The following is a 23,575-nucleotide window of genomic DNA, read 5'->3' as shown; positions in this document are numbered from 1 at the left end:
TCCTCAGCCACCAAAATGTTGGACGGCTTGACATCGCGATGCACCAAATCGATCCGATGCGCCGCATTCAACGCCGACGCCACCTGATCGATGATGTGCACCGCCCGCGCCGGATCCAACGGACCCTCCCGCAACATGCTCTGCAGATCACGACCCACAATCAGGCGCATCGTGACAAACAACCGCCCCTCGATCTCCCCAAAGTCATAAATCGGCACCACATGCGGCTCATCCAACCCCGCCGCCGACCGCGCCTCCCGACGAAACCGCTGCTGATAGGTCTCATCATCAGCCAACTGCGCCGGCAACACCTTCAACGCCACCACCCGCTCAGTGCCGGTATCAAAAGCCCGCCACACCTCGCCCATCCCACCGCGACCCAGCAACTCGATCAACCGGTAACGACCAAACGGCGTCCCATCCACGCCAACCTCCCCCTTCGCGCTGCCCTGCAGCCATAACGATAGGGATTAGCCGGACAACGTACCCATGAACCTCAAATTTTCTGGCATCGTCGGATCAGGTCGGGCAAATCGCGCCGCAGCCCGCCGGGACCGGCTGCGCGAACGCTCTTCAGCAGACTCGCGGGCTCGGGGTGAATACCACCGGCATCGACTCCAGCCCGGACACGAAGTTCGCCGGACGCAGCGGCAACGCCGATTCATCGGCAAGCCGCAGATCGGGTAGCCGCTCGAGCACCCGCGACGTCATCAGCGACAGCTCCAGGCGGGCCAGCTGATTACCCATGCAGAAATGGGTGCCGAATCCGAATGCCAAGTGGCTGTTCGGGTTTCGTCGGATGTCGAAGTTCTCCGGCTGGTCGAACTGCGACTCGTCAAAGTTCGCCGACTCGAAGAGCAGCATGATCTTCTCGCCCGCCCGCATCGAGGTGCCGTGAAATTCCGTGTCACTGGTCAGCGTCCTGCACATGTTCTTCACCGGCGACGTCCAGCGCAGCATCTCCTCGATCGCCCCCGGCAGCAACGACGGGTCGGCGACCAGCGCCTCCCACTGATCGCGATGCCGTACCAGTTGCTCGGTCCCCCCGCTCAGCGTGTGCCGGGTGGTCTCGTCGCCGCCGATCAGGATCAGCAGTGTCTCCATCACGATCTCGTCGTCCGACATCCGCTGACCTTCGACCTCGGCGTTGATCAGGATGGAGTACAGGTCGTCGGTCGGTTCCGCACGGCGCTTACCGATCAGATCCATCGTGAAAGCGGTGTACGCGGCGAAGGCTTCCATCACCGTCTGGAATTCCGCCGACGTCGGGTCGATGTGCGAGCTGAGCCCGCAGACCAGGTCATCCGACCATTTCAGCAACATCCCGCGGTCCTCGGGCAGTACGCCCAGCATGTCGCCGATCACCGCCATCGGCAGCGGCGCGGCGATGTCCCGGACGAAGTCGCACTCGCCACGCTCGCACACCGCGTCGATCAGGGTGTCGCACAGCTCGCCGATCGATGCTTCTTTGTCCTTCACCCGCTTGCGGGTGAACCCGGCGTTGACCAATTTCCGGCGGATCAGGTGGGCCGGGTCGTCCATGTCGATCATGTAGGGCATGCCGGGCTGATCGGGACGGATGCCGCCGGTGCTGGAGAACAGTTCCGGGTTGCGTTCGGCGTCCAGGATTGCTTGGTAGGTGGTGGCTCCGGCTAATCCGTTGCGATCCCGAAACACCGGCTGATTGGCCCGCATCCAGCGGTAAGCTGCCCGCGCCGCGACGCCGTCGGCATAGAAATTGCCGTCCGCCAGATCGATGTTCAGGATCGTCTCGGGAATGGTTTCACCCACAACGTCAGTCATCTACAGCCTCCAGTTCGCTACGTCGAGCCCATTACAGTAAGCCCCATGACTGTCTCGCAACACACCATCGCCGGAACCGTGCTCACCATGCCGGTGGTGATCCGCAAGGCCGATCAGCATTCCGCGATGTTCTCGGTCCCCGCCGGCGCCGCGCAGCGTCTGATCGACTACAGCGGCCTGCAGGTCTTCGAATACCTGCCGGGCCGGGCGATTCTGGTGCAGCTGCTGGTCCGCTACCTCGACGGCGATCTCGGCAAGTACCACGAGTACGGCACCGCCTTCCTGGTCAACCGGCCGGGAACGCACGCCAAGGGCTTGCGGGCAATGGCCGATGCCGCTACTTTCATCCATCGCCTGCCGGTCGACCAGGAGTTCACCCTCGAGGCCGGGCGCACCATCTGGGGATATCCAAAGATCATGGCGGACTTCACCGTTCGCGAGGGACGCAAGTTCGACTTCGACGTCAGCGCCGACGGTCAGCTGATCGCCGGGATCGAGTTCAGCCCCGGCCTCCGGCATCCGGCCATGAAAGCGCAGCACCTCACGACGTACTCCCACCTGGACGGCGTCACCCGGGAGACCTCGTCGACAATGCAGACCTCGGGGGTGCGCACCCGCCTCGGCGGCGCCCGGATCAGGCTGGGCGAGCACCCCTACGCCAAGGAGTTGGCATCGCTGGGCCTGCCCAAGCGGGCGTTGATGACGCAGTCGGTGACCAACGTGGAGATGTCGTTCGGCGACGCGCACGCCGTCTGAGCCCATCCCCATCGAGTCAATCTAGAACGCGTTCTAGCGGTACCGCAAGGCCGCCGCTCAGATCAACGCGGCGAGGTCCCGTACCTGCTCAACGCTGCGGGCACCCACCACCATCATGGTGACGCCCGCCGCCTCCCAGGCGCCGATCTGCTTACGCACGTAGTCCAGATCGCCGACGATCATCGCGTCGTCGACGAGCTCGTCCGGGATGGCCTTGCCGGCTTCGTCCTTGCGGTCGGACCGGAACAACCTGGTGACCTCCTCGACCACCTCGGCGTATCCCATCCGGCGATAGACGTCGGCGTGGAAGTTGGTGTCCTCGGCACCCATGCCGCCCATGTAGAGGGCCAGGAACGGCTTGATGCCCTCGAACGCCGCAGCCCGGTCTTCGGTGACGACGATCTGCGCGGTCGCACAGATCTCGAAGTCCGCCCGGGAGCGTCGGGCGCCCGGCCGCGCGAACCCCTCGTCGAGCCACTCGTTGTACATGTCGGCCATGCGCGGCGAGTAGAAGATGGGCAGCCAGCCGTCGCAGATCTCGGCGGCCAGCGCCACGTTCTTGGGCCCCTCGGCCCCCAGCATGATCGGGATGTCGGCGCGCAGCGGGTGGGTGATCGGTTTGAGCGGCTTACCCAAACCTGTTGTGCCGGAACCGGACAGCGGTAGCGGATAGTGCGGACCGGCGCTGGTGACCGCCTCCTTGCGGGCCCACACCTGGCGCACGATGTCGATGTATTCGCGGGTGCGGGCCAGCGGCTTGGGGAAGCGCTGCCCGTACCACCCTTCGACGACTTGGGGTCCGGACACGCCCAGGCCCAGAATGTGCCGGCCGCCGGACAGGTGGTCCAGCGTCAGCGCGGCCATCGCACAGGCCGTCGGGGTGCGCGCGGAAAGCTGGACCACCGAGGTGCCCAGCCGCACCCGTTGCGTCGAGGACCCCCACCACGCCAGCGGCGTGTAGGCGTCCGAACCCCATGCCTCGGCGGTGAACACCGCATCGAACCCGGCTTCTTCGGCCACGGCGACGAGCTCTGCGTGGTTCTCCGGCGGCTGAGCGCCCCAGTAACCGAGTTGCAGTCCGAGCTTCACAGCTTGCCTCCTACGGCCTTGGTAAAGGGCTAGTTGAAACCATTCTTAGAACCTGTTCTACTCGAAGGCGTGACAGCCAGTTCGAGCGGCCCGACCCTGATCGACCACCCTGAGCCGCCTCTCTCCGCACCGTTGACGTTGTCTTTCGACTACACCCGTTCGGTGGGTCCCACGCTCGGTGAGTTCTTCACCGCGCTGCGGGACCGCCGGGTGTTGGGGGTCCGTGGCTCCGACGGCCGGGTTCATGTGCCGCCGGCGGAATACGACCCCGTCACCTACGAACCGCTGCGCGAGATGGTACCCGTGGCCAGCGTCGGCACCGTGGTGTCCTGGACGTGGCAACCCGAGCCGCTCGGCGGGGAGCCGCTGGACCGACCGTTCGCCTGGGCGCTGATCAAGCTCGACGGCGCGGACACCCCGCTGCTGCACGCGATTGATGTCGGAGCCGCGGGTCCTTCGTCCATCAAGACCGGTGACCGGGTGCGCGTGCACTGGGCCGAGCAGACCGTGGGTGCCATCACCGACATCGCCTACTTCGTGCCCGGCGAAGACACCGAGCCCGAAGGCGAGCCGTCCGAACAGGATCCGGTCACCATGATCGTCACGCCCGTCTCGCTGACCATCCAGCACACCGCGTCGCACGAGGAAAGCGCCTACCTGCGGGCCATCGCCGAGGGCAAGCTGCTGGGCGCCAAGACCGGCGAAAACGGAAAGGTCTACTTCCCCCCGCATGGCGCCGACCCGGCCACCGGCCTGCCCACCACCGATTTCGTCGAACTGCCGGACAAGGGCACGGTGACGACGTTCGCGATCATCAACATCCCGTTCCAGGGTCAGCGCATCAAACCGCCCTACGTGGCGGCCTACGTGCTGCTCGACGGCGCCGACATCCCGTTCCTGCACCTGGTCGCCGACGTCGACGCGCACGAAGTCCGGATGGGCATGCGGGTGGAGGCGGTGTGGCGTCCTCGCGAAGAGTGGGGCTTCGGCATCGACAACATCGAGTTCTTCCGGCCGACCGGCGAACCGGACGCCGACTACGACACCTACAAACACCACCTGTAAAGGGCTTACTCACACCATGAGCACTCGCAATGTCGCGGTGGTCGGCTTCGCTCACGCGCCGCATGTACGCCGTACCGACGGCACCACCAACGGCGTCGAAATGCTGATGCCGTGCTTCGCCCAGCTCTACGGCGACCTCGGCATCACCAAGTCCGATATCGGATTCTGGTGTTCGGGGTCGTCGGATTACCTTGCCGGACGGGCATTTTCGTTCATCTCCGCGATCGACTCGATCGGCGCGGTGCCGCCGATCAACGAATCCCACGTGGAGATGGACGCCGCCTGGGCGCTGTACGAGGCTTACATCAAGATCCTCACCGGCGAGGTCGACACCGCGCTGGTATACGGGTTCGGCAAGTCGTCGGCCGGCATCCTGCGCCAGATCCTGTCGCGCCAGACCGACCCCTACACCGTGGCGCCGTTGTGGGCGGACTCGGTGTCGATGGCCGGACTGCAGGCGCGCATCGGACTGGACTCCGGCAAGTGGACGCACGCGCAGATGGCGCAGGTCGCCCTCGACTCGTTCGCGCGGTCGGAACGGACCGACTCCGAGCAGCCGGCCGACAGCATCGACGAACTGCTGGCCCGGCCGTTCTTCAACGATCCGTTGCGACGCCACGACATCGCGCCGATCACCGACGGTGCGGCAGCGATCGTGCTCGCGGCCGACGACCGGGCGCGCGAACTACGCGAAAAGCCGGCCTGGATAACGGGAATCGAACACCGCATCGATACCCCCGCGTTGGGTCTGCGCGACCTGACCATCTCGTCGTCCACCGCGGCTTCGGCGAAGGCGGCCACCGGTGGTGACACCGGCATCGACGTTGCCGAGATCTGCGCGCCGTTCACCCACCAGCACCTGATCCTCGCCGAGGCGATCGGCCTGAGGGAGTCGACGAAGGTCAACCCGTCCGGCGGTGCACTGGCCGCCAACCCGATGTTCGTCGCCGGCCTGGAACGCATCGGTTTTGCCGCACAACACATCTGGGACGGCTCGGCGGGACGGGTGCTGGCACACGCCACCAGCGGCCCTGCGCTGCAACAGAACCTGGTCGCGGTCATGGAAGGGAAGAACTGATGGCTGGCGCAGGAGCGAACCTCGCCGCGGTGCTCGGCACCGGACAGACCAAATACGTGGCGAAGCGCAAAGACGTTTCGATGAACGGGCTGGTGCGCGAAGCCATCGACCGGGCGTTGGCGGACTCCGGGTCCACTTTCGACGACATCGACGCTGTCGTCGTCGGTAAGGCGCCGGACTTCTTCGAGGGCGTCATGATGCCCGAACTGTTCATGGCCGACGCCGTAGGAGCCACCGGCAAGCCGTTGATCCGCGTGCACACTGCAGGTTCGGTAGGCGGATCCACCGGCATCGTCGCGGCCAGCCTGGTGCAATCGGGCAAGTATCGCCGGGTGCTGGCGATGGCCTGGGAGAAGCAGTCGGAGTCGAATGCCATGTGGGCGTTGTCGATTCCGATCCCGTTCATCAAGCCGGTGGGTGCCGGCGCCGGTGGCTATTTCGCCCCGCACGTGCGGTCCTACATCCGCCGCTCCGGTGCCCCGCTCAACATCGGTGCCATCGTCGCCGTGAAGGACCGACTCAACGGCGCCAAGAATCCGTTGGCGCACCTGCACCAACCCGACATCACCGTGGAGAAGGTGATGCAGTCCCCCATGCTGTGGGACCCGATCCGTTTCGACGAGACCTGCCCGTCGTCCGACGGCGCCTGCGCTGTGGTGATCGGTAACGAGGAGATCGCCGATGCCCGGCTGGCAGAGGGGAACCCGGTGGCCTGGATTCACGCCACCGCGCTGCGCACCGAGCCGCTGCAGTTCTCCGGACGCGACCAGGTCAGTCCGCAGGCGAGCCGGGACGCCGCGGCCGCGCTGTGGAAGGCGGCCGGCATCACCAGTCCCATCGACGAGATCGACGCCGCCGAGATCTACGTTCCGTTCTCCTGGTTCGAGCCGATGTGGTTGGAGAGTCTGGGCTTTGCCCCCGAGGGTGAGGGCTGGAAGCTGACCGAAGCCGGCGAGACCGCGATCGGTGGACGGTTGCCGGTCAACCCGTCGGGCGGGGTGTTGTCGTCCAACCCGATCGGCGCGTCGGGCCTGATCCGCTTCGCGGAGTCCGCGATACAGGTGATGGGCAAGGGTGGGGACCATCAGGTGTCGAATGCGCGTAAGGCGTTGGGCCACGCCTACGGCGGGGGTTCGCAGTACTACTCGATGTGGGTGGTCGGATGCGACAAGCCGAAACAGGCCGGCGCATGAAATACACCCTCAGCATCGCGTTCAGCCCGATCGACCAGCTGACCGAACTCGCCAAAACCGCAGAGGAAGTCGGCTTCGACTCGATCGCGCTGCCGGATTCGATCTTCTACTTCGAGAAGCAGTCCGTCGACTATCCCTACACCGCCGACGGCAAGCGGATGTTCGACGAGAACTCCCCCTGGGTCGACCCGCTGATCCTGGCGGGCACCATGGGCGCGGTCACCTCGAAACTGCGGTTCTACACCAACGTGATGAAGTTGGGGTCACGCAACCCGTTGCTGCTGGCCCGCCAGGTCGGCTCGGTGGCCAACCTGACCAACAACCGGTTCGGATTCGGTGTCGGAATCGGCTGGGCGCCCGAAGAATTCGAATGGTGTGGGGTACCGTACGCGCGTCGCGGCAAGCGGGTCGACGAGATGATCGACGTGATCAAGCTGGTACTCGCCGGTGGCATGGTCGAATTCCACGGCGAGTTCTACGATTTCGACCGTCTGCAGATGAGTCCGGCGCCCAGTGAGCCGGTGCCCTTCTACGTCGGCGGGCACACCGACGTGGCACTCAAGCGGGCGGTGCGCGTCGGCGACGGCTGGACCAGCGCGATGATGACGCACGCGCAACTGGACGAAACCATCGGCAAGCTCAAGGCGCTGCTCGCCGAAAACGGCCGTGCGGAAGACCCTTTCGAGTACCAGGCCGTGTGCATGGACAAGTTCGGCGTGGACGGCCACCGCGAGCTCGCCGACATCGGGGTGACCGACTACATCACCATTCCCTGGGTTTTCGACGGCCTGAGCTTCGATGCGCCGCTGGACAAGAAGCAGGATTCGATGAAGCGGTTCGCCGACACCTACATCCACTCGGGTTGGCAGGACGCGTGACTCATCCGGCGCACGAGGCCGGCCGGCGCTCCCGCGAGGCGGTCGGCGCGCGCGACAAGGAGGCCTGGCTGGCGGTATTCGCCGACGACGCGATTGTCGAAGACCCTATCGGGCCATCGCATTTCGACCCTGAGGGCAAGGGGCATCGCGGCAAGGAGGCGATCTCGCGGTTCTGGGATCTGGCCATCGCGCCCACCGACAAGATCGAGTTCTTCTTCCAAGACAGCTATCAATGCGGAAATGAGGAAGCGAACGTCGGGCACATCCTGATCACTGCGGGCGGTTACCAGGTCACCGCCCAGGGCGTGTTCACCTACCGGGCCGACGATCAGGGGCAGCTGCTGGCGCTGCGCGCCTACTGGGAGTTGGACCAGGCGACCGCGTCCGCTCGCCCAGTCTCCAGCTGAGTGTGAATCACACGACACAACACGGCGATTCTGCGTCGCCGACTTCACTTTCGCTGTGGTGAAGTCGAATATGAACCAGCTACGCATCGTGTCAGTTTCCCTCCCTTTCTGTCAGCAAGGGGCTAAAGTCCGTTGGGCTTCCATTCGCACGGGTCAGGTGTCGCCGGCAACAAGCGTGCGATGAGCTAACTCTGGGTTCCGTCGGACGGGATGCGCAGAGCCACGATCAGGGCCGCGTGTAAATCTCGCGACCACAGAGTTTGAGGGAGCCAGATGTCGTTTGTCATTGCAACACCTGACCTGGTGGCGACTGCGGCTGATAATTTGGCCGGGATCGGGACGGCCGTTCAGACGGCAAACCGGACGGCGTCGGTCGCGACGACGCGGCTGGTGGCTGCCGCCGGTGATGAGGTGTCGGCGGCCATCGCGGCCCTGTTCGCGGCGCACGGCGAGGAATATCAGGCCTTCAGTGCGCAGGCGACGGCGTTCCACGATCAGTTCCTGCAGAACCTCGCGAGCGCCGGCAAGGCGTATGCCACAGCCGAAACCAGCGGCATTGATGCGCTGCTGCTCGAGGTAGTCAATGCGCCGACACAGACATTGCTGGGACGCGCGCTGATCGGCAATGGCGCCGACGCGACCGTCCCGGGCGGCCGGGGCGGCGACGGCGGGCTGTTGTGGGGCAACGGCGGCAATGGGGCCGCTGGCGCGGCTGGTCAAAGCGGCGGAGCAGGTGGCTCGGCGGGTTTGGTCGGCACGGGCGGGGCCGGCGGGGCCGGCGGTGCCGGACAGGCCGGTGTGGCCGGTGCACCGGGGATGGCCGGCGCCAATGGTGGCGCGGGTGGCGCCGGTGGATTGTTCTTCGGTCAGGGCGGAGCCGGCGGGATCGGTGGCGGAGGCGGCGAAGGCGGGGCGGGCGCGTCGGCCGTCGCGGGTAGCGGTGCGGCCGGTGCTACGGGCGGGGTCGGCGGGGTCGGCGGCCAAGGGGGTGCCGGCGGAGCACGCGGACTGCTGTTCGGCCAGGGCGGTAGCGGCGGTCTGGGCGGTCACGGAGGTCTGGGCGGCAACGGCGGAGACGGTGCCTCGGCTAGCGGCGCCGCGGGCGGTGATGGCGGAGCCGGTGGTGCCGGCGGTGCGGCCGGTGCCGGTGGCGCCGCTGGGGCTGGCGGCGTGGCGGGCGCATCGGGTAACGGTGGGCACGGTGGTGACGGCGGCAATGGAGCTATCGGCGCGAACAACACCGACATACCGACCAAGGGCAACGGCGGTTCGGGCTTTGCCGGGGGGTCGGGCGGGGCTGGCGGCGCGGGCGGGAACAGCGGTGCCGGCGGTATCAACGGCAGCGGCGGGCTCGGCGGCAATGGCGCCGCCGGCGGGCGCGCGGCCGACGGCTCCGCTGGCGCATTGACCGGCGGCGACGGCGGCACCGGCGGTCGCGGCGGCAACGCCGGCGCCGGCGGCGCCGTCGGCACCGGAGGCACCGGAGGTACCACCGGCCCCTCAGGTACCGGTGGTACCGGAGGCCGAGGCGGCGACGGTGGCTCTGTGTTCACCTCCGGTTCGAGCAACGTCGTGGGAGGTAACGGCGGCTCGGGCGGCGCCGCAGGCACCGGCGGGAACGGTGGTAACGGCGGCAACGGCGGCGACGCCCGGACCGACGGGTCGGGCAGCGCCACCGGCGGTAACGGCGCCGCGGGCACCGACGGGGCCACCGGCGGCAACGGCGGCAACGGCGGCAACGCTGAAACCTCCGGGTCCGGGCAGGTCACTGCCGGTGCCGGCGGGGTGGGCGGTCACGGCAGCGCCGGGCGCGGCGGCAACGGCGGAAACGGCGGCTCCGAATACGTCTACTCCGAATCGAAGCAGCACGCGGTGGGCGCCAACGGTGCGGCGGGCGGCACCGGCACCACCGGCGGCGGCAACGGCGGCAACGGCGGCAACGCCCAGACCAACGGGCCGGGCAGCGCCACCGGCGGTGCCGGCGCCGCGGGCACCGCAGGGGCCACCGGCGGCAACGGCGGCGACGGGGGGAACGCCAGGACCACCGGGTCCGGGCAGGTCTTTGCCGGTGCCGGCGGGGTGGGCGGTGACGGCAACGCCGGGCGCGGCGGCAACGGCGGCAATGGCGGCTCCGAAACCGTCTCCAACACCGGTTCGGCGCAGAACGTGGTGGGCGCCGACGGTGCGGCGGGCGGCAAGGGCACCACCGGCGGCGGCAACGGCGGCAACGGCGGCAACGCCGCGACCGACGGGTCGGGCAGCGCCACCGGCGGTAACGGCGCCGCGGGCACCGACGGGGCCACCGGAGGCAACGGCGGCAACGGCGGCACCGCCCAGACCTCCGGTTCCGGGCAGGTCAATGCCGGTACCGGGGGCGTGGGCGGGCACGGCAGCGCCGGGCGCGGCGGCAACGGCGGAAACGGCGGCTCCGAATACGCGTTGGCCACCGATTCGAAGCAGAACGTCACGGGTGCCGACGGTGCGGCGGGTGGTACCGGCACCACCGGTGGCGGGAACGGCGGCAGCGGCGGCGATGCCGCGACCAACGGGTCGGGCCGCGCCACCGGCGGTAACGGTGCCGCGGGCACCGCCGGGGCCACCGGCGGTAACGGCGGCAACGGCGGCTCGTCGATCTCGGTGTCCGGGCAGGTCGCTGCCGGTGCGGGCGGGGTGGGCGGTGAGGGCAGCGCCGGGCGCGGCGGCGACGGCGGCAACGGCGGCAGCGTATTACTCGCCGACCCCAGGTCGGCGCAGAACGTGGTGGGCGCCGACGGTGCGGCGGGCGGCAAGGGCACCACCGGCGGCGGCAACGGCGGCAACGGCGGCGATGCCTCGACCTTCGGGTCGGGCAGCGCCACCGGCGGCAACGGCGCCGCGGGCACTAACGGGGCCACCGGCGGCAATGGCGGCAACGGCGGCAACGCCACGACCGATGGGTCCGGGCAGGTCACTGCCGGAGCCGGCGGTGCGGGCGGTCACGGCAGCGCCGGGCGCGGCGGCAACGGCGGCAACGGCGGTTCCGAAACCGTCTACTCCGGGTCGGCGCAGGACGTGGTGGGCGCCAGCGGTGCGGCGGGTGGCACCGGTACCACCGGCGGCGGCAACGGCGGCAGCGGCGGCAACGCCCAGACCTCCGGGTCGGGCAACGCCATCGGCGGTAACGGCGCCGCGGGCACCAGCGGGGCCACCGGCGGTAACGGCGGCAACGGTGGCAACGCCGCGACCGCCGGGTCCGGGCAGGCCACTGCCGGTGGCGGCGGGGTGGGCGGTGAGGGCAGCGCCGGGCGCGGCGGCAACGGCGGCGACGGCGGCGACGCGACCATCATCAATTCAGCGTCCACCGCCACGGCGACCGCCGGCGGTGGAGGAAACGGCGGTGCAGGGAACGGCGGCGCAGGTGGCGATGGGGGTGACGGCGGGAATGCGACCACCGATTCTGTTTTCGGCAACGCCATCGGCGGCAGCGGCGGATCGGCGGGCCGCGGAACACCCCCCCGGCACACCCGGCACCCACGGAACCCCGTAGATCCACCCCGTCAGATGCCGATGACCGACGTCGTAGCAGCGCCCACGCACTTACAGGTGTGTTCGTCGTTGGCCTCGTTGCCGAACCCGAATCACAAAACCGGCTCAATCCCCGCGATGTGCCGCTGCGCGAGGTCCCGGTAGGCCTGCGGATTCACGTTCACCCATAGCTCCGCGCCGGTCCCCTCGATCGGCCCCTTCACCTTGGCGGGCGCACCCACCACCATCATCCCGGCCGGAATCTGCGTGCCCCCGACCACCAGCGCACCCGCCGCCACCATGCACCGCGCGCCGATCACCGCGCCGTCCAGCACCGTGGCGTGGTTGGCGATCAGCGCCTCGGACCCGATGTGGGCGCCGTGGATCACGCACAGATGCGCGACCGTCGCCCCCGGACCGATGTCGACGGGGATTCCGGGCGGGGCGTGCAGCACCGACCCGTCCTGCACGTTGGCGCCCTCCCGGATCACCACCGGGGCATAGTCGCCGCGCAGCACAGCGTTGTACCAAACGGACGCGCCGGCCTGCACGGTGACGTCGCCGATCAGCGTCGCGGTAGGTGCCACAAATGCGGTCGGATCGACGCGCGGCGAGCGACCTTCGAAAGAGAACAACGGCATCAATTACATATACCGTAATGCGCATATACCGTGGTTAGCCTCACCGTCGTTGCGCACCTCCGCCCCAAAACTGTAACGTGTTCTAGTTAGCAGCCCCTTTTTTGCGATACAACCGCGGAGGTAACAGGGTGAGTACCGACACAAGCCACGTCGGTGTCCGGGAAATCGACCCCGGCGCCTTGCCGACCAGGTATGCCCGCGGCTGGCACTGCCTGGGCGTCGCGAAAGACTTTCAGGACGGCAAACCGCACTCGGTGCAGGCGTTCGGCACCAAACTAGTGGTGTTCGCCGACTCTCACGGTGACATCAAGGTGCTCGATGGCTACTGCCGGCACATGGGTGGCGACCTGTCCGAGGGCACTATCAAGGGCGACGAGGTCGCCTGCCCGTTCCACGACTGGCGCTGGGGTGGCGACGGCCGCTGCAAGCTGGTGCCGTACGCCAAACGCACCCCCAAGACGGCGCGCACCCGGGCGTGGACCACTGATGTCCGCAGCGGTCTGCTGTTCGTGTGGCACGACCACGAAGGCAACCCGCCGGACCCTGCGGTCCGGATTCCGGAGTTGGCCGAGGCGGCCAGCGACGAGTGGACCGAGTGGCGGTGGAACAGCATCCTCATTGAAGGGTCGAACTGCCGCGACATCATCGACAACGTCACTGACATGGCGCACTTCTTCTACATCCACTTCGGGTTGCCGACGTACTTCAAGAACGTCTTCGAAGGTCACATCGCTTCGCAGTACCTGCACAACGTCGGCCGGCCTGACGTCGACGATCTGGGCACCACTTACGGTGAGGCGCATCTGGATTCGGAGGCTTCGTATTTCGGCCCGTCGTTCATGATCAACTGGCTGCACAACAGTTACGGCGGTTACAAGGCCGAGTCGATCCTCATCAACTGCCACTACCCGGTCACTCAGAACTCGTTCGTGCTGCAGTGGGGCGTGATCGTCGAGAAGCCCAAGGGCATGGACGAGAAGATGACCGACAAGCTGTCCCGGGTCTTCACCGACGGCGTGAGCAAGGGCTTCCTGCAGGACGTGGAGATCTGGAAGCACAAGACGCGCATCGACAACCCCTTGCTGGTCGAGGAAGACGGCGCCGTCTATCAGCTGCGCCGCTGGTATCAGCAGTTCTACGTCGACGTGGCCGACATCCAGCCGGAAATGGTGGAGCGCTTCGAGATCGAGGTCGACACCACCCGCGCCAACGAGTTCTGGAACGCCGAGGTTGCGGACAACCTGAAGGCACGCGACGCCGAGCCGGCCGCCGACGACGTACCTGCGCAGCAACACTGAAGTCGTGGCCGACGACCAGGACGTACCCGACGTCGACCGGCTGGCCCGGTCGATGCTGGCCCTGCACGGCGATCACCATGATCATGACGACGCACCGTCGCACAATGGCCGTAGCGGTTCCGGAACGTGGTCCAAGTCAAGGGATTTCACCAATGACCCGGAGCGCGCCGCCTCGGTGGCCGAAGCCAGCCGCGTCGACCGGGACCGCTACCTCAGCGCAGGGTTACGGCCGGTGGACTGCCGGTTCTGCCACGTCACGGTGACGGTGCGGCGGCTCGGGCCGGGACACACTGCGGTGCAATGGAATACCGAGGCAGCTCAGCGCTGTGCGCACTTTGCCGAGGTGCGCGCCGGGGGCGGCGACACCGCACGCACCAGGGCCTGCCCGCGGCTATCCGACAGCATCGAGCACGCGGTGGCCGAGGGCATTCTCGAGCACGAAGCGGCCGACTGAGACGCGCGACTCAGTCGCGCGGGTTAGCCACGCGGTCACATCCGTCACGCCAGCCCCACGGCCGGAATGCTCACGCGACTGCCCGCCTCACCGCGACTTTCCCACCTATCAGCGACTTTGGCCGCGCAGTGCATTGTCGCTACTGGTGGGCAAGTCGCTCGCAGCCGGGCACGCTCACAGGCCGGCGAACCGCTCCTTCACCGCTTCGGCGGTCAGCCCGTAATCGGCCAGCGAATACCGGTGTTTCGGCGCCCGATCACCTTGCTGGCTCGCGGCGTGACTGGCTTCCATCGCCTGCCGGGCCTCGTCTGTCAGGGCGATACCGAAGTGCCGGTAGATGTCGGCCACCGTGCCCAGTGGGTCGGCGATCAATTCCTGATAGTCGACGTCGTAGAACTGCGCCGAATCATATTTGGCGCGCGCAGCATTGAACCGTTCCAGCCCGCGCGACCAGGTCTCCATCGAGTCGGCCCCGATCTGGGCCCCGGTATACGTGGTGGACCATCCCTCGGCGGTGTGCTGGGCCAGCGAGCACATCGACGCCATGATCGTCTCGACCGGTCGGTGCGTCTGGATCACCAGCGCGTCAGGATAAGTCGCCATCAGCGCGTCCAGCGCAAACAGATGACTCGGATTCTTCAGCACCCAACGCTTGTCCGTGTCGTTCATGCCGATCAATTGAAGGTTGCGCTTGTGCCGCTGGTACGACGGCGTCCAATCCTGTTCGGACAGCCACTTCGCGTAAGTCGGCAGGTGGGCAAGGGTCTCATAGGACACCGAGTGCAGCGACTGCCGCAGCAACTGCCAGCACTCCTCGAGCTCGTAGGCGGCCATGAAGTGCAGGCCGGTGTAACCGGGGTTCTCCGCATGGTGCTGGTTGAACTGGTCATCAAGCCTGCGGTACAACGGATTCGAGTCCCAGGTGTCGCGCGGCGGGCGGGGCTGCGGAAACTCCGCCAGCCACATGTGCAGACCCTGGTGCGCCGGATCGGCGCCCAGCAGCCGGTGCAGCGCCGTCGTCCCGGTGCGCACCAGTCCGGTCACGAAAATCGGCCGCTCGATCACGACGTCCGCGTATCCCGGATGCTGTTTCCACGCCGATTCGGACAGCAGCCTGGCCACCAGCGCGCCGCGCAGGAAGAACCTGTTCATCTTGCTGCCCAACACCGTCAGGCCGGCTTCGGTCCGATACGAGTCGAGCAACACCGTCAGCGCTTCGCGGTAGTTGTCGTCGTCAGAGCCGAAATCATCCAATCCGGTGAGTTTGGTTGCCGACGCGTGCAATTCGTCGACCGTCGCAATGTCAGTTCGCTCGGCCATTACGTGTGATACTCCCCGCAGTTGACGTCCAGGGTCTGTCCGGTGATGCCACTGGACAGATCGCTGGCCATGAACAGGATCGCCGACGCCACCTCGTCCTCGGTGGGCAACCGTTTGAGGTCGGAGTTGGCCGCGGTGGCCTGATAGATCTGCTCGGCGGTGGTGCCGTACTTGCCCGCCTGGTGATTGAAATAACCCTGTAGGGTGTCGCCCCAGATATAGCCAGGTGCAACGGAATTGACGCGGATACCCTGCTCGCCGAGTTCTGTCGCCAGGGACTGCGACATCGACAGCAGGGCCGACTTGGCCATCTTGTACGCCCCGTATTTGGCCTGCGAGTGCCGGATCACCATGGAGTTGACGTTGACCACGGAGCCATGCGACTCCGCGAGCGCCGGAGTGAAGCCCTGAATGAGCCGCAACGCACCCAGCGCACTGAGTTCGATCGCATCCCGGATGTGCTGAAACGTGGTGCCGGCCAGCGGTTTCATCGACGGCACCCGGAACGCGTTGTTGACCAGCACGTCGACCTTGCCGAATGCCTCCAGCGAGGCGTCAACGAGGTTGCTCACCTGTTCGTCGTCGGTGATGTCGGTGCGTACCGCAACCGCTTTGCGGCCGATGTCGACGACCTGCTTGGCGACATCGTCCAACCGGTCGGCACTGCGGGCCGCCAGCACCAGGTCGGCCCCGTCGAGGGCACATCGGCGCGCCAGCGTGGTTCCCAGACCGGGGCCGACCCCGCTGATCACCACTACCTTGCCGTCGAGCAGATCGGTCATCCGAGCATCCTTGCCGCTATTTGTTGCTGCCGCAGCGCGATTCGCGCCCGCCAGTTTTCCTCGGAAATCTTGTTGTGGTCGAAGTACGGCAGCGCGGCCGGCACGTTGTCGACGTCCACCAGTTCGACGGCGGGACCGTCGGCGTCGGTGAGCTGCCTGGACACCCGCTGCCAGCGGAACTGCAGGAATCCGCGCCGATGTCCCAGCGTCTCAACCCAATTGGTGACCCCGGGGTTGTGGTCACTGACCACTATGCGCACCTTGCCGTCCGGATCGGCTTGAGCCTGAGTGTTGTTCAATGAAGTCTGGTGATTGATGTAGTCCAGCGAGATGTACCACAGGCTGCCCAGCTGGAAGCCCAGGTACGGCGCGTCACTGACCGGCACTGTGATCACCAGCGCCTGATCGGGCCGTAAGTCGAAGTGGCCCACCGACGAGTACTGCGTCGCCAGTCCGCCGGGGGTCAGCCGGGGCGGCACCATGGTGTTGACCGGTATGTCGAGATAGAACCACTGCGGGAACTGCAGCCACGTCTTGACGCGATTCACCAGCTGTTTTCCGGCTGTGGCGTAACGCTTTTCGATCGTTTGACGGGTGAGCGGGGGCGGTGCGGTGCCGGCGGTGTCGAGCCGCTCGATGGTCAGCGTGCCGCGTCGCGCCGACCAGTCGCCATACACTTCGCGCATCACCAGCTGGCCGGGACTGGTCGGGCGCACCCGCCACTCGAAGGTGCCGTCCGGCGCGATGTCGAGTTCCCGGTCGTCGAACGCGGCCTGGCTGGCAGGCACGTTGTCGTCGGTGTACTCGCCGCCGAGCAACTGGAAGCTCAGATCGGTAGTGGTACCGCGCACACCCCGGACCACGTAGTCGCGATCGGCATGCACGCGGGTGCCGAAGTACAGGGTGTCGGGATTGTCCAGGGCCATCTTGGTGAACGGCCCGGTGCCCGACTGCAGGAACGGGTGGTCACGCTCGTAGTCGAAGGCCAGATGCAGACAACCGGACACACATCCGGCCAGGTATTGCAGCCCCTCGAGGAGGTCGGCTTCGGTCTCGATGAACGGGGCGGCGGCGACCAACCTCTCGGCTTCGGCGATCGCCTCGGTCAGTTGGTCGGAGACAAGGGGTGCGGACACGGCTCTGACGCTAGAACGTGTTCCTGTTTTGAGTCAACCGCTAACATTTCCGCGCGTCGCAGGCGCGGAGGGCCGACGAATCCTGCTCACCTCACGAGGTGCACTGATTGGCCAGCGTGATCAGCGCCTGCCGCACATCGGGGTGCCGGTTGAGGTAGTCGTTGAGGTCCGTGCCCGACCCGGCCCGGGCCTGTAGTTGGGCTCTGACGTCGGGGTGGCGGTCCAAGTAGCCGTTCACCTGCTCCCCCGCGGTCTGTCCCACGGTGGTGTTGCAGGGATCTGCGTTAGCCACCGGCATCGCGATCAGTGCCGAGGCGCAAGCACCCAGCAGGCCGCCAACGAGCAGGCGGGAAATCCTCGAAGTCACGATCATCGGAAGTCTCCTTCACGAGGCGAAACGGTGCAGTCGAGAGTACCCACGCAAGTTAGGCACAAGCTGAGGAATTCGAGCTGCTCAGCGCGCCCGCGCCGACCTTGGAGCGGGCTCTAGCTGCGTGCCGCTTCCTGCTCGCGCTTGATCTCCAGCGCGATGTCGATCAACTGGTCCTCCTGACCGCCGATCAGTTTGCGCTGTCCGGCCCGGTGCAGCAGTTCGTGCGCCGGGACGCCGTACCGCTCCCCTTGCCGTACGGCGTGCTTGAGGAAGCTGGAGTAGACGCCGGAATACCCCATGATCAGCGCGTTGCGGTCCAACAGGCACTCGGCCGGCATGGCGGGACGCACCACGTCCTCGGCGGCGTCGGCGATGTCGAAGAAGTCGATGCCGGTCTTCACACCGATCTTGTCGAAGACGCCGATCAGCGCCTCGACCGGGGCGTTGCCCGCGCCGGCGCCGAACCGGCGCACGCTGCCGTCGATCTGCTTGGCACCGGCGCGTACGGCTTCCACCGAGTTGGCCACTCCGAGCCCGAGGTTCTCGTGGCCGTGGAAACCCACCTGGGCGTCGTCGCCGAGCTCGGCGACGAGGGCGGCCACCCGGTCGGCGACACCGTCGAGCACCAGCGCGCCGGCGGAGTCGACGACGTAAACACACTGACAGCCGGCGTCAGCCATGATTCGGGCCTGCGCGGCCAGCTTCTCCGGCGGGACGGTGTGCGCCATCATCAGGAATCCCACCGTTTCCAGACCCAGTTCGCGCGCCAGCCCGAAGTGCTGAATCGAAACGTCGGCCTCTGTGCAGTGGGTGGCGATCCGGCAGATGGACCCGCCGTTGTCCTGGGCTTCCTTGATGTCCTCCTTGGTGCCCACCCCGGGCAGCATCAGGAAGGCGATCTTGGCATCCCGGGCGGTTTCGGCGGCGAGCTTGATCAGCTCCTGCTCGGGTGTCTTGGAGAAGCCGTAGTTGAACGACGAGCCGCCCAGGCCGTCGCCGTGCGTCACTTCGATCACCGGCACCCCGGCGGCGTCGATCGCCGTCACGATCGCCTGCACCTCGTCCTTGGTGAACTGGTGACGCTTGTGGTGCGACCCGTCCCGCAGCGACGTGTCGGTCATCCGGACGTCCCAGACCGGGTTGAAGAAGATGTCGGTCGTCATCGTGCGCCTCCTTGCACGGCCAGCGTCTCCTTGGCGATCTCCTCGCCGACTTTCGTCGCTGCCGCGGTCATGATGTCGAGGTTGCCGGCGTAGGGCGGCAGGTAGTCCCCGGCGCCTTCCACCTCCACGAAGGTGGTGACCAGGTGATTGCCGCCGTTGACCACCGAGGGCTCATCGAATTGCGGCTCGTTGAGCAGGCGGTAGCCGGGCACGTAAGTCTGCACTTCGGCTACTACGTCGTGGATGGACTTGGCGATCGCATCACGGTCGGCGTCCTCGGGGATGGCGCAGAAGATGGTGTCGCGCATGATCATCGGCGGATCGGCCGGGTTCAGGATGATGATGGCCTTGCCGCGAGCGGCGCCACCGATGGTCTGCACCCCGCGCGACGTGGTCTTGGTGAACTCGTCGATGTTGGCCCGCGTTCCGGGGCCTGCGGAAACCGACGCCACCGACGCCACGATCTCGGCGTACGGAACATCGACCACTCTGGACACCGCGTACACGATCGGGATCGTGGCCTGTCCGCCACAGGTGATCATGTTGACGTTGGGGGCGTCCAGGTGCGCGCGCAGGTTCGCGGGCGGGATCACCGCAGGACCCACCGCGGCCGGAGTCAGGTCGATGGCACGGATACCGGCGGCCTCGTACTTGGGAGCGGCGTCGCGGTGCACGTAGGCGCTGGTCGCCTCGAACACCAGGTCGGGTTTCTCGGACTGCTCCAGCAGCCAGTCCGCACCTTTGTGGCTGGTCTCCAGACCCAGCTTGCGGGCCCGGGCCAAGCCTTCGCTGTCCGGGTCGATGCCGACCATCCAGCGCGGCTCCAGCCAGTCCGATCGCAGCAGCTTGTAGAGCAGGTCGGTGCTGATGTTCCCCGACCCGACGATGGCGACACTCGCCTTACCAGGCATGTTGCTCCTCTACTAACTTGTCGCGATCCGGCGGCTGCGATCGCTCGCTACTGAAATGTAAGACGGACCGCACCCAGACCCGCGAAGTCGGCGACGAATTCGTCGCCACCTCGCACGTCAACCGCTACGGTGCACGATCCCGGCAACACGATGTCACCCTTTCTCAACCGCACCCCGAAACTTTCCACCTTGCGGGCCAACCAGGCCACTGCTGTGGCGGGATTGCCCAGCACGGCGTCGCTGCGCCCCTGCGCGATCAACTCCCCGTTGCGGGTCAGCTTCGCGTCGATCCCGGTGATGTCGATGTCGTTCGGCCCCACCCGCGCTTCGCCCAGCACGAAGCCGGCTGAGGAGGCGTTGTCGGCGATGGTGTCGCACAGCGCGATCTTCCAGTCCCTGATCCTGGTGTCGATCAACTCGATCGCCGGGGCGACGGCTTCGGTGGCAGCCAGCACGTCGTCCTCGGTGCAGCCTGCGCCCGGCAGGTCCTCGCCCAAGATGAACCCGACCTCGACTTCCACCCGCGGCAGCAGATAACGACTCGTCTGCACCGGCGTCGACTCGAACACTTCCATCTCGTCGAGCAGATGACCGTAATCGGGTTCGTCGACGCCCATCATCTGCTGCATCACCTTCGAGGAAAGGCCGACCTTGTGCCCCACCACGCGGGCGCCTTCGGCCACCCGTTGGCGGATGTTGATCAGCTGGATCTCGTAGGCGTCGACGACGTCGATATCGGGGTATGCGGCGGTCAACGGGGCGATGCCGCGGCGGCTTCGTTCCGCCTCCGCCAGGTCGGCAGCGAGCTCGTCGCGGGTGGCCACATCGAGCATTTACCGAATTCCCTTCGCGCTTGTGACCGGGCCAGTAGCGCCCGACCCGGGCAATTCTATAACGTGTTCTACATGACCGCACAGGAGTACGACGTCGTCGTGGTCGGCAGCGGCGCCGCCGGCATGGTAGCTGCCCTGACCGCCGCCCACCGCGGCCTCTCGACAGTAGTCGTCGAGAAGGCTGCGCACTTCGGTGGCTCCACCGCCCGCTCCGGCGGTGGCGTGTGGATCCCCAACAACGAAGTGCTCAAGCGCGACGGAGTCAAGGACACACCCGAAGCCGCCCGCACCTACCTGCACGGCATCGTCGGCGACAAGTCGGTGAGCGGGGTCGAACCCGAACGCATCGACACCTATCTGCAGCGCGGACCGGAGATGCTTTCGTTCGTCCTCAAGCACACACCGCTGAAAATGTGCTGGGTGCCGCGCTACTCCGACTACTACCCCGAGGCACCGGGCGGCCGCGCGGGAGGCCGGTCTATCGAACCGAAGCCGTTCGACGCCCGCAAGCTCGGACCCGACGAGGCCGGACTGGAGCCCGCCTACGGCAAGGTCCCGCTCAATGTGGTTGTGATGCAGCAGGATTACGTGCGACTGAACATGCTCAAGCGACACCCGCGGGGCGTGGCCCGGAGTTTGAAGGTGGGCGCCCGCACCATGTGGGCCAAGGCGACCGGTAAGAACCTGGTCGGCATGGGTCGCGCGTTGATAGCGCCTCTGCGCATCGGTTTGCAACAAGCGGGTGTTCCGGTGGTACTCAACACCGCGCTGACCGACCTCTACGTCGAGGACGGTGTGGTCCGCGGAATATATGTGCGCGACACCGCGGCGCCCGAGTCCGCCGAACCCCGGCTGATCCGCGCCCGGCGCGGCGTGATCCTGGCCTCGGGTGGTTTCGAGCACAACGAACAGATGCGAGTGAAGTACCAGCGGGCGCCCATCACCACCGAGTGGACGGTCGGCGCCAAAGCCAACACCGGGGACGGCATCATCGCCGGCGAAAAGCTCGGTGCCGCACTGGATGTCATGGAGGATGCGTGGTGGGGCCCGACGGTTCCGCTGGTCGGCGCACCGTGGTTCGCGCTTTCCGAGCGCAATTCGCCGGGCTCGATCATCGTCAACATGTCCGGTAAGCGATTCATGAACGAGTCGATGCCCTACGTCGAAGCCTGCCATCACATGTACGGCGGCGAGTACGGCCAGGGCCCCGGGCCGGGTGAGAATATTCCGGCTTGGCTGGTGTTCGACCAGCAGTACCGGGACCGTTATATCTTCGCCGGACTGCAGGCGGGACAACGCATTCCGCGAAAGTGGATGGAGTCGGGAGTGATCATCCAGGCGGACACTCTGGAAGAACTGGCCACCAAAGCCGGCCTGCCGGTCGATGAATTCAACAAGACAGTGGCCCGCTTCAACGGCTTCGCCCGCTCCGGCGTCGACGAGGACTTCCACCGCGGCGAGAGCGCTTACGACAGGTACTACGGCGACCCGACCAACAAGCCGAACCCGAACCTCGGAGAGATCAGCCACGCACCGTATTACGCCGCCAAGATGGTCCCGGGCGACCTGGGCACCAAGGGCGGTATCCGCACCGACGTGCACGGTCGGGCTCTGCGCGACGACGGCAGCGTCATCGACGGCCTCTACGCCGCAGGCAACGTCAGCGCACCGGTGATGGGTCACACCTATCCGGGTCCGGGCGGCACGATCGGTCCGGCCATGACATTCGGATACCTGGCGGCGTTGCACATAGCGGGGAACAACTGACATGCCCATCGATGTTGACGTCGCGCTGGCCGCCGAGCTGGAGCCGATCGAGTTCTCTTGGACCAGTAGCGATATACAGCTCTACCACCTCGGGCTGGGCGCCGGCAGTGATCCGATGGACCCACGCGAACTGCGCTACCTGATCGACGACACACCGCAGGTGTTGCCGACGTTCGGCAATGTGGCCGCGTCGTTTCATATGACGGAGCCGCCCACCGTGCAGTTCCCCGGCATCGACATCGAGTTGGCGAAAGTGCTGCACGCTTCCGAGCGGGTCGAGGTGCCTGCCCCGCTACCGCCGTCAGGATCGGCCACGGCTGTCACCCGGTTCACCGACATCTGGGACAAAGGTAAGGCCGCGGTGATTTGGAGTGAGACGACGGTGACCGCGCCTTCCGGCGAGTTGCTGTGGACGCAGCGACGGTCGATCTTCGCTCGCGGCGAGGGCGGGTTCGGCGGCGAACGGGGGCCGTCGGGGTCGGATACCGCACCGGACCGCGCACCCGATCTCGAGCTGGCGATGCCGCTGCTGCCGCAGCAGGCACTGCTGTACCGGCTGTGCGGCGATCGCAACCCGCTGCACTCGGATCCTGAATTCGCTTCTGCCGCAGGATTTCCCAGGCCGATCCTGCACGGTCTGTGCACCTACGGCATGACTTGCAAGGCGATCACCGACGCACTGCTGGACGGGGACGCTTCGGCGGTCGGGGCCTACGGTGCCCGCTTCGCCGGTGTGGCCTTCCCCGGGGAGACGCTGCAGGTCAACATTTGGAAAGAGGACGGCCGCTTCCTGGCCGGGGTCGTCGCACCGGCACGCGACAACGCTGTCGTGCTGTCCGGGGTGGAACTGATCCCTGCGTAGCGCCTGCTATTCTGCGCCTCCCACCCCCGCCGAGCGTCACGCCTCCCACCCCCGCCGGACGCCACGCCTCCCACCCCCGCCGAACGTCACGCCTCTCACTCCCGCCGAACGTCACGCCAGCGTGGCTGTCGACGCCGAGCGTCACGCCAGCGTGGCCTCCGCAGCCGTTTGCCCACAACAGATTTGCTCACCCCCGCCGAACGCCACGCCTCTCACCCCCGCCGAGCGTCACGCCTCTCACCCCCGCCGAACGTCACGCTAG

The 23,575-nt window shown here is 66.8% G+C and carries 22 protein-coding genes; 11 read left to right on the top strand and 11 right to left on the bottom strand.

Annotation, left to right across the window (positions count from 1 at the left end; translation table 11 throughout):
* Positions 1-425 (bottom strand): serine/threonine-protein kinase (locus ACZYZ9_RS23355; protein ID WP_463828645.1); only part of this gene is annotated, 425 nt, incomplete at its 3' end.
* Between the two features lie 148 nt (positions 426-573).
* Positions 574-1,803, bottom strand: a complete 1,230-nt coding sequence (locus ACZYZ9_RS23350; protein WP_463828644.1) for a cytochrome P450 — start codon at positions 1,801-1,803, stop codon at positions 574-576.
* A 45-nt stretch (positions 1,804-1,848) separates the two neighbouring features.
* Here ACZYZ9_RS23350 and ACZYZ9_RS23345 point away from each other — a divergent pair, with 45 nt between their 5' ends.
* Positions 1,849-2,559, top strand: coding sequence for an acetoacetate decarboxylase family protein (locus ACZYZ9_RS23345; RefSeq protein ID WP_463828643.1), 711 nt, complete (start codon positions 1,849-1,851; stop codon positions 2,557-2,559).
* Positions 2,560-2,616: 57 nt separating this feature from the next.
* On the opposite strand, the gene ACZYZ9_RS23340 is transcribed toward ACZYZ9_RS23345, so the two are convergent.
* A complete protein-coding gene (locus ACZYZ9_RS23340) occupies positions 2,617-3,648 on the bottom strand; it encodes an LLM class F420-dependent oxidoreductase (RefSeq protein ID WP_463828642.1) in 1,032 nt (343 codons plus the stop codon).
* A 69-nt stretch (positions 3,649-3,717) separates the two neighbouring features.
* Here ACZYZ9_RS23340 and ACZYZ9_RS23335 point away from each other — a divergent pair, with 69 nt between their 5' ends.
* From ACZYZ9_RS23335 to ACZYZ9_RS23310, 6 genes are all read left to right on the top strand, one after another.
* Entirely contained in the window at positions 3,718-4,713 is a 996-nt protein-coding gene (locus tag ACZYZ9_RS23335) for a Zn-ribbon domain-containing OB-fold protein (RefSeq protein WP_463828641.1), read from the top strand.
* 16 nt (positions 4,714-4,729) lie between these two features.
* Positions 4,730-5,791 carry a thiolase domain-containing protein gene (locus tag ACZYZ9_RS23330; protein ID WP_463828640.1) on the top strand — a complete coding sequence of 354 codons (1,062 nt, stop codon included), beginning with the start codon at positions 4,730-4,732 and terminating at the stop codon, positions 5,789-5,791.
* The gene (locus tag ACZYZ9_RS23325; RefSeq protein WP_463828639.1) at positions 5,791-6,984 is read left to right on the top strand and encodes a thiolase domain-containing protein; all 1,194 of its coding nucleotides are present in this window, start codon (positions 5,791-5,793) and stop codon (positions 6,982-6,984) included. Before ACZYZ9_RS23330 ends, ACZYZ9_RS23325 begins: the two co-directional genes overlap by 1 nt.
* The gene (locus ACZYZ9_RS23320) at positions 6,981-7,862 is read left to right on the top strand and encodes a TIGR03619 family F420-dependent LLM class oxidoreductase (protein ID WP_463828638.1); all 882 of its coding nucleotides are present in this window, start codon (positions 6,981-6,983) and stop codon (positions 7,860-7,862) included. The genes ACZYZ9_RS23325 and ACZYZ9_RS23320 overlap by 4 nt, the downstream gene beginning before the upstream one ends.
* Positions 7,859-8,269, top strand: a complete 411-nt coding sequence (locus ACZYZ9_RS23315) for a nuclear transport factor 2 family protein (protein WP_463828637.1) — start codon at positions 7,859-7,861, stop codon at positions 8,267-8,269. Before ACZYZ9_RS23320 ends, ACZYZ9_RS23315 begins: the two co-directional genes overlap by 4 nt.
* 273 nt (positions 8,270-8,542) lie before the next feature.
* Positions 8,543-11,938 carry a PE family protein gene (locus ACZYZ9_RS23310; RefSeq protein WP_463828636.1) on the top strand — a complete coding sequence of 1,132 codons (3,396 nt, stop codon included), beginning with the start codon at positions 8,543-8,545 and terminating at the stop codon, positions 11,936-11,938.
* On the opposite strand, the gene ACZYZ9_RS23305 is transcribed toward ACZYZ9_RS23310, so the two are convergent.
* The gene (locus ACZYZ9_RS23305; protein ID WP_463828635.1) at positions 11,887-12,414 is read right to left on the bottom strand and encodes a gamma carbonic anhydrase family protein; all 528 of its coding nucleotides are present in this window, start codon (positions 12,412-12,414) and stop codon (positions 11,887-11,889) included. The genes ACZYZ9_RS23310 and ACZYZ9_RS23305 overlap by 52 nt on opposite strands.
* A 128-nt stretch (positions 12,415-12,542) precedes the next feature.
* On the opposite strand from ACZYZ9_RS23305, the gene ACZYZ9_RS23300 reads away from it, so the two are divergent.
* Both ACZYZ9_RS23300 and ACZYZ9_RS23295 read left to right on the top strand, forming a co-directional pair.
* Positions 12,543-13,712, top strand: coding sequence for a Rieske 2Fe-2S domain-containing protein (locus ACZYZ9_RS23300; RefSeq protein WP_463828634.1), 1,170 nt, complete (start codon positions 12,543-12,545; stop codon positions 13,710-13,712).
* Between the two features lie 4 nt (positions 13,713-13,716).
* Positions 13,717-14,166, top strand: a complete 450-nt coding sequence (locus ACZYZ9_RS23295; RefSeq protein ID WP_463828633.1) for a hypothetical protein — start codon at positions 13,717-13,719, stop codon at positions 14,164-14,166.
* Positions 14,167-14,340: 174 nt separating this feature from the next.
* Here the strand turns inward: ACZYZ9_RS23295 and ACZYZ9_RS23290 are convergent, their stop codons facing one another.
* The 7 genes from ACZYZ9_RS23290 to ACZYZ9_RS23260 form a co-directional block, all read right to left on the bottom strand.
* A complete protein-coding gene (locus tag ACZYZ9_RS23290) occupies positions 14,341-15,486 on the bottom strand; it encodes a sulfotransferase family protein (RefSeq protein WP_463828632.1) in 1,146 nt (381 codons plus the stop codon).
* Positions 15,486-16,268 carry an SDR family oxidoreductase gene (locus tag ACZYZ9_RS23285; protein WP_463828631.1) on the bottom strand — a complete coding sequence of 261 codons (783 nt, stop codon included), beginning with the start codon at positions 16,266-16,268 and terminating at the stop codon, positions 15,486-15,488. Before ACZYZ9_RS23285 ends, ACZYZ9_RS23290 begins: the two co-directional genes overlap by 1 nt.
* Entirely contained in the window at positions 16,265-17,404 is a 1,140-nt protein-coding gene (locus ACZYZ9_RS23280; protein ID WP_463828630.1) for a hypothetical protein, read from the bottom strand. Before ACZYZ9_RS23280 ends, ACZYZ9_RS23285 begins: the two co-directional genes overlap by 4 nt.
* Before the next feature lie 91 nt (positions 17,405-17,495).
* Positions 17,496-17,777, bottom strand: a complete 282-nt coding sequence (locus ACZYZ9_RS23275; protein ID WP_463828629.1) for a hemophore-related protein — start codon at positions 17,775-17,777, stop codon at positions 17,496-17,498.
* A 113-nt stretch (positions 17,778-17,890) separates the two neighbouring features.
* Positions 17,891-18,940 (bottom strand): 4-hydroxy-2-oxovalerate aldolase, encoded by a 1,050-nt coding sequence (gene dmpG / locus ACZYZ9_RS23270; RefSeq protein WP_463828628.1) that lies wholly within the window; start codon positions 18,938-18,940, stop codon positions 17,891-17,893.
* Entirely contained in the window at positions 18,937-19,851 is a 915-nt protein-coding gene (locus tag ACZYZ9_RS23265) for an acetaldehyde dehydrogenase (acetylating) (protein WP_463828627.1), read from the bottom strand. Before ACZYZ9_RS23265 ends, dmpG begins: the two co-directional genes overlap by 4 nt.
* Positions 19,852-19,898: 47 nt before the next feature.
* Entirely contained in the window at positions 19,899-20,684 is a 786-nt protein-coding gene (locus ACZYZ9_RS23260) for a 2-keto-4-pentenoate hydratase (protein ID WP_463828626.1), read from the bottom strand.
* Between the two features lie 72 nt (positions 20,685-20,756).
* Between ACZYZ9_RS23260 and kstD the strand changes: the two genes are divergently transcribed.
* Together kstD and ACZYZ9_RS23250 are read left to right on the top strand one after the other, a co-directional pair.
* Positions 20,757-22,451, top strand: a complete 1,695-nt coding sequence (gene kstD / locus ACZYZ9_RS23255) for a 3-oxosteroid 1-dehydrogenase (protein WP_463828625.1) — start codon at positions 20,757-20,759, stop codon at positions 22,449-22,451.
* Between the two features lies 1 nt (position 22,452).
* Complete coding sequence (locus tag ACZYZ9_RS23250) at positions 22,453-23,313, top strand: MaoC family dehydratase (protein WP_463828624.1); 861 nt, start codon at positions 22,453-22,455, stop codon at positions 23,311-23,313.
* The last annotated feature ends 262 nt before the right edge of the window (positions 23,314-23,575 follow it).

Source organism: Mycobacterium sp. IDUB_28 (assembly GCF_055419285.1).
The sequence above is the reverse complement of the archived record's forward strand: the minus strand, read 5'-3'. Positions and strand labels throughout refer to the sequence as shown.

Excerpts from the sequence above, each read along its gene's own strand:
- ACZYZ9_RS23350 (WP_463828644.1), bottom strand. The coding sequence starts at position 1,803 with ATGACTGACGTTGTGGGTGAAACCATTCCCGAGACGATCCTGAACATC.
- ACZYZ9_RS23345 (WP_463828643.1), top strand. The coding sequence starts at position 1,849 with ATGACTGTCTCGCAACACACCATCGCCGGAACCGTGCTCACCATGCCG.
- ACZYZ9_RS23330 (WP_463828640.1), top strand. The coding sequence starts at position 4,730 with ATGAGCACTCGCAATGTCGCGGTGGTCGGCTTCGCTCACGCGCCGCAT.
- ACZYZ9_RS23325 (WP_463828639.1), top strand. The coding sequence starts at position 5,791 with ATGGCTGGCGCAGGAGCGAACCTCGCCGCGGTGCTCGGCACCGGACAG.
- ACZYZ9_RS23320 (WP_463828638.1), top strand. The coding sequence starts at position 6,981 with ATGAAATACACCCTCAGCATCGCGTTCAGCCCGATCGACCAGCTGACC.
- ACZYZ9_RS23310 (WP_463828636.1), top strand. The coding sequence starts at position 8,543 with ATGTCGTTTGTCATTGCAACACCTGACCTGGTGGCGACTGCGGCTGAT.
- ACZYZ9_RS23305 (WP_463828635.1), bottom strand. The coding sequence starts at position 12,414 with ATGCCGTTGTTCTCTTTCGAAGGTCGCTCGCCGCGCGTCGATCCGACC.
- ACZYZ9_RS23290 (WP_463828632.1), bottom strand. The coding sequence starts at position 15,486 with ATGGCCGAGCGAACTGACATTGCGACGGTCGACGAATTGCACGCGTCG.
- ACZYZ9_RS23285 (WP_463828631.1), bottom strand. The coding sequence starts at position 16,268 with ATGACCGATCTGCTCGACGGCAAGGTAGTGGTGATCAGCGGGGTCGGC.
- ACZYZ9_RS23275 (WP_463828629.1), bottom strand. The coding sequence starts at position 17,777 with ATGATCGTGACTTCGAGGATTTCCCGCCTGCTCGTTGGCGGCCTGCTG.
- dmpG (WP_463828628.1), bottom strand. The coding sequence starts at position 18,940 with ATGACGACCGACATCTTCTTCAACCCGGTCTGGGACGTCCGGATGACC.
- ACZYZ9_RS23265 (WP_463828627.1), bottom strand. The coding sequence starts at position 19,851 with ATGCCTGGTAAGGCGAGTGTCGCCATCGTCGGGTCGGGGAACATCAGC.
- ACZYZ9_RS23260 (WP_463828626.1), bottom strand. The coding sequence starts at position 20,684 with ATGCTCGATGTGGCCACCCGCGACGAGCTCGCTGCCGACCTGGCGGAG.
- kstD (WP_463828625.1), top strand. The coding sequence starts at position 20,757 with ATGACCGCACAGGAGTACGACGTCGTCGTGGTCGGCAGCGGCGCCGCC.
- ACZYZ9_RS23250 (WP_463828624.1), top strand. The coding sequence starts at position 22,453 with ATGCCCATCGATGTTGACGTCGCGCTGGCCGCCGAGCTGGAGCCGATC.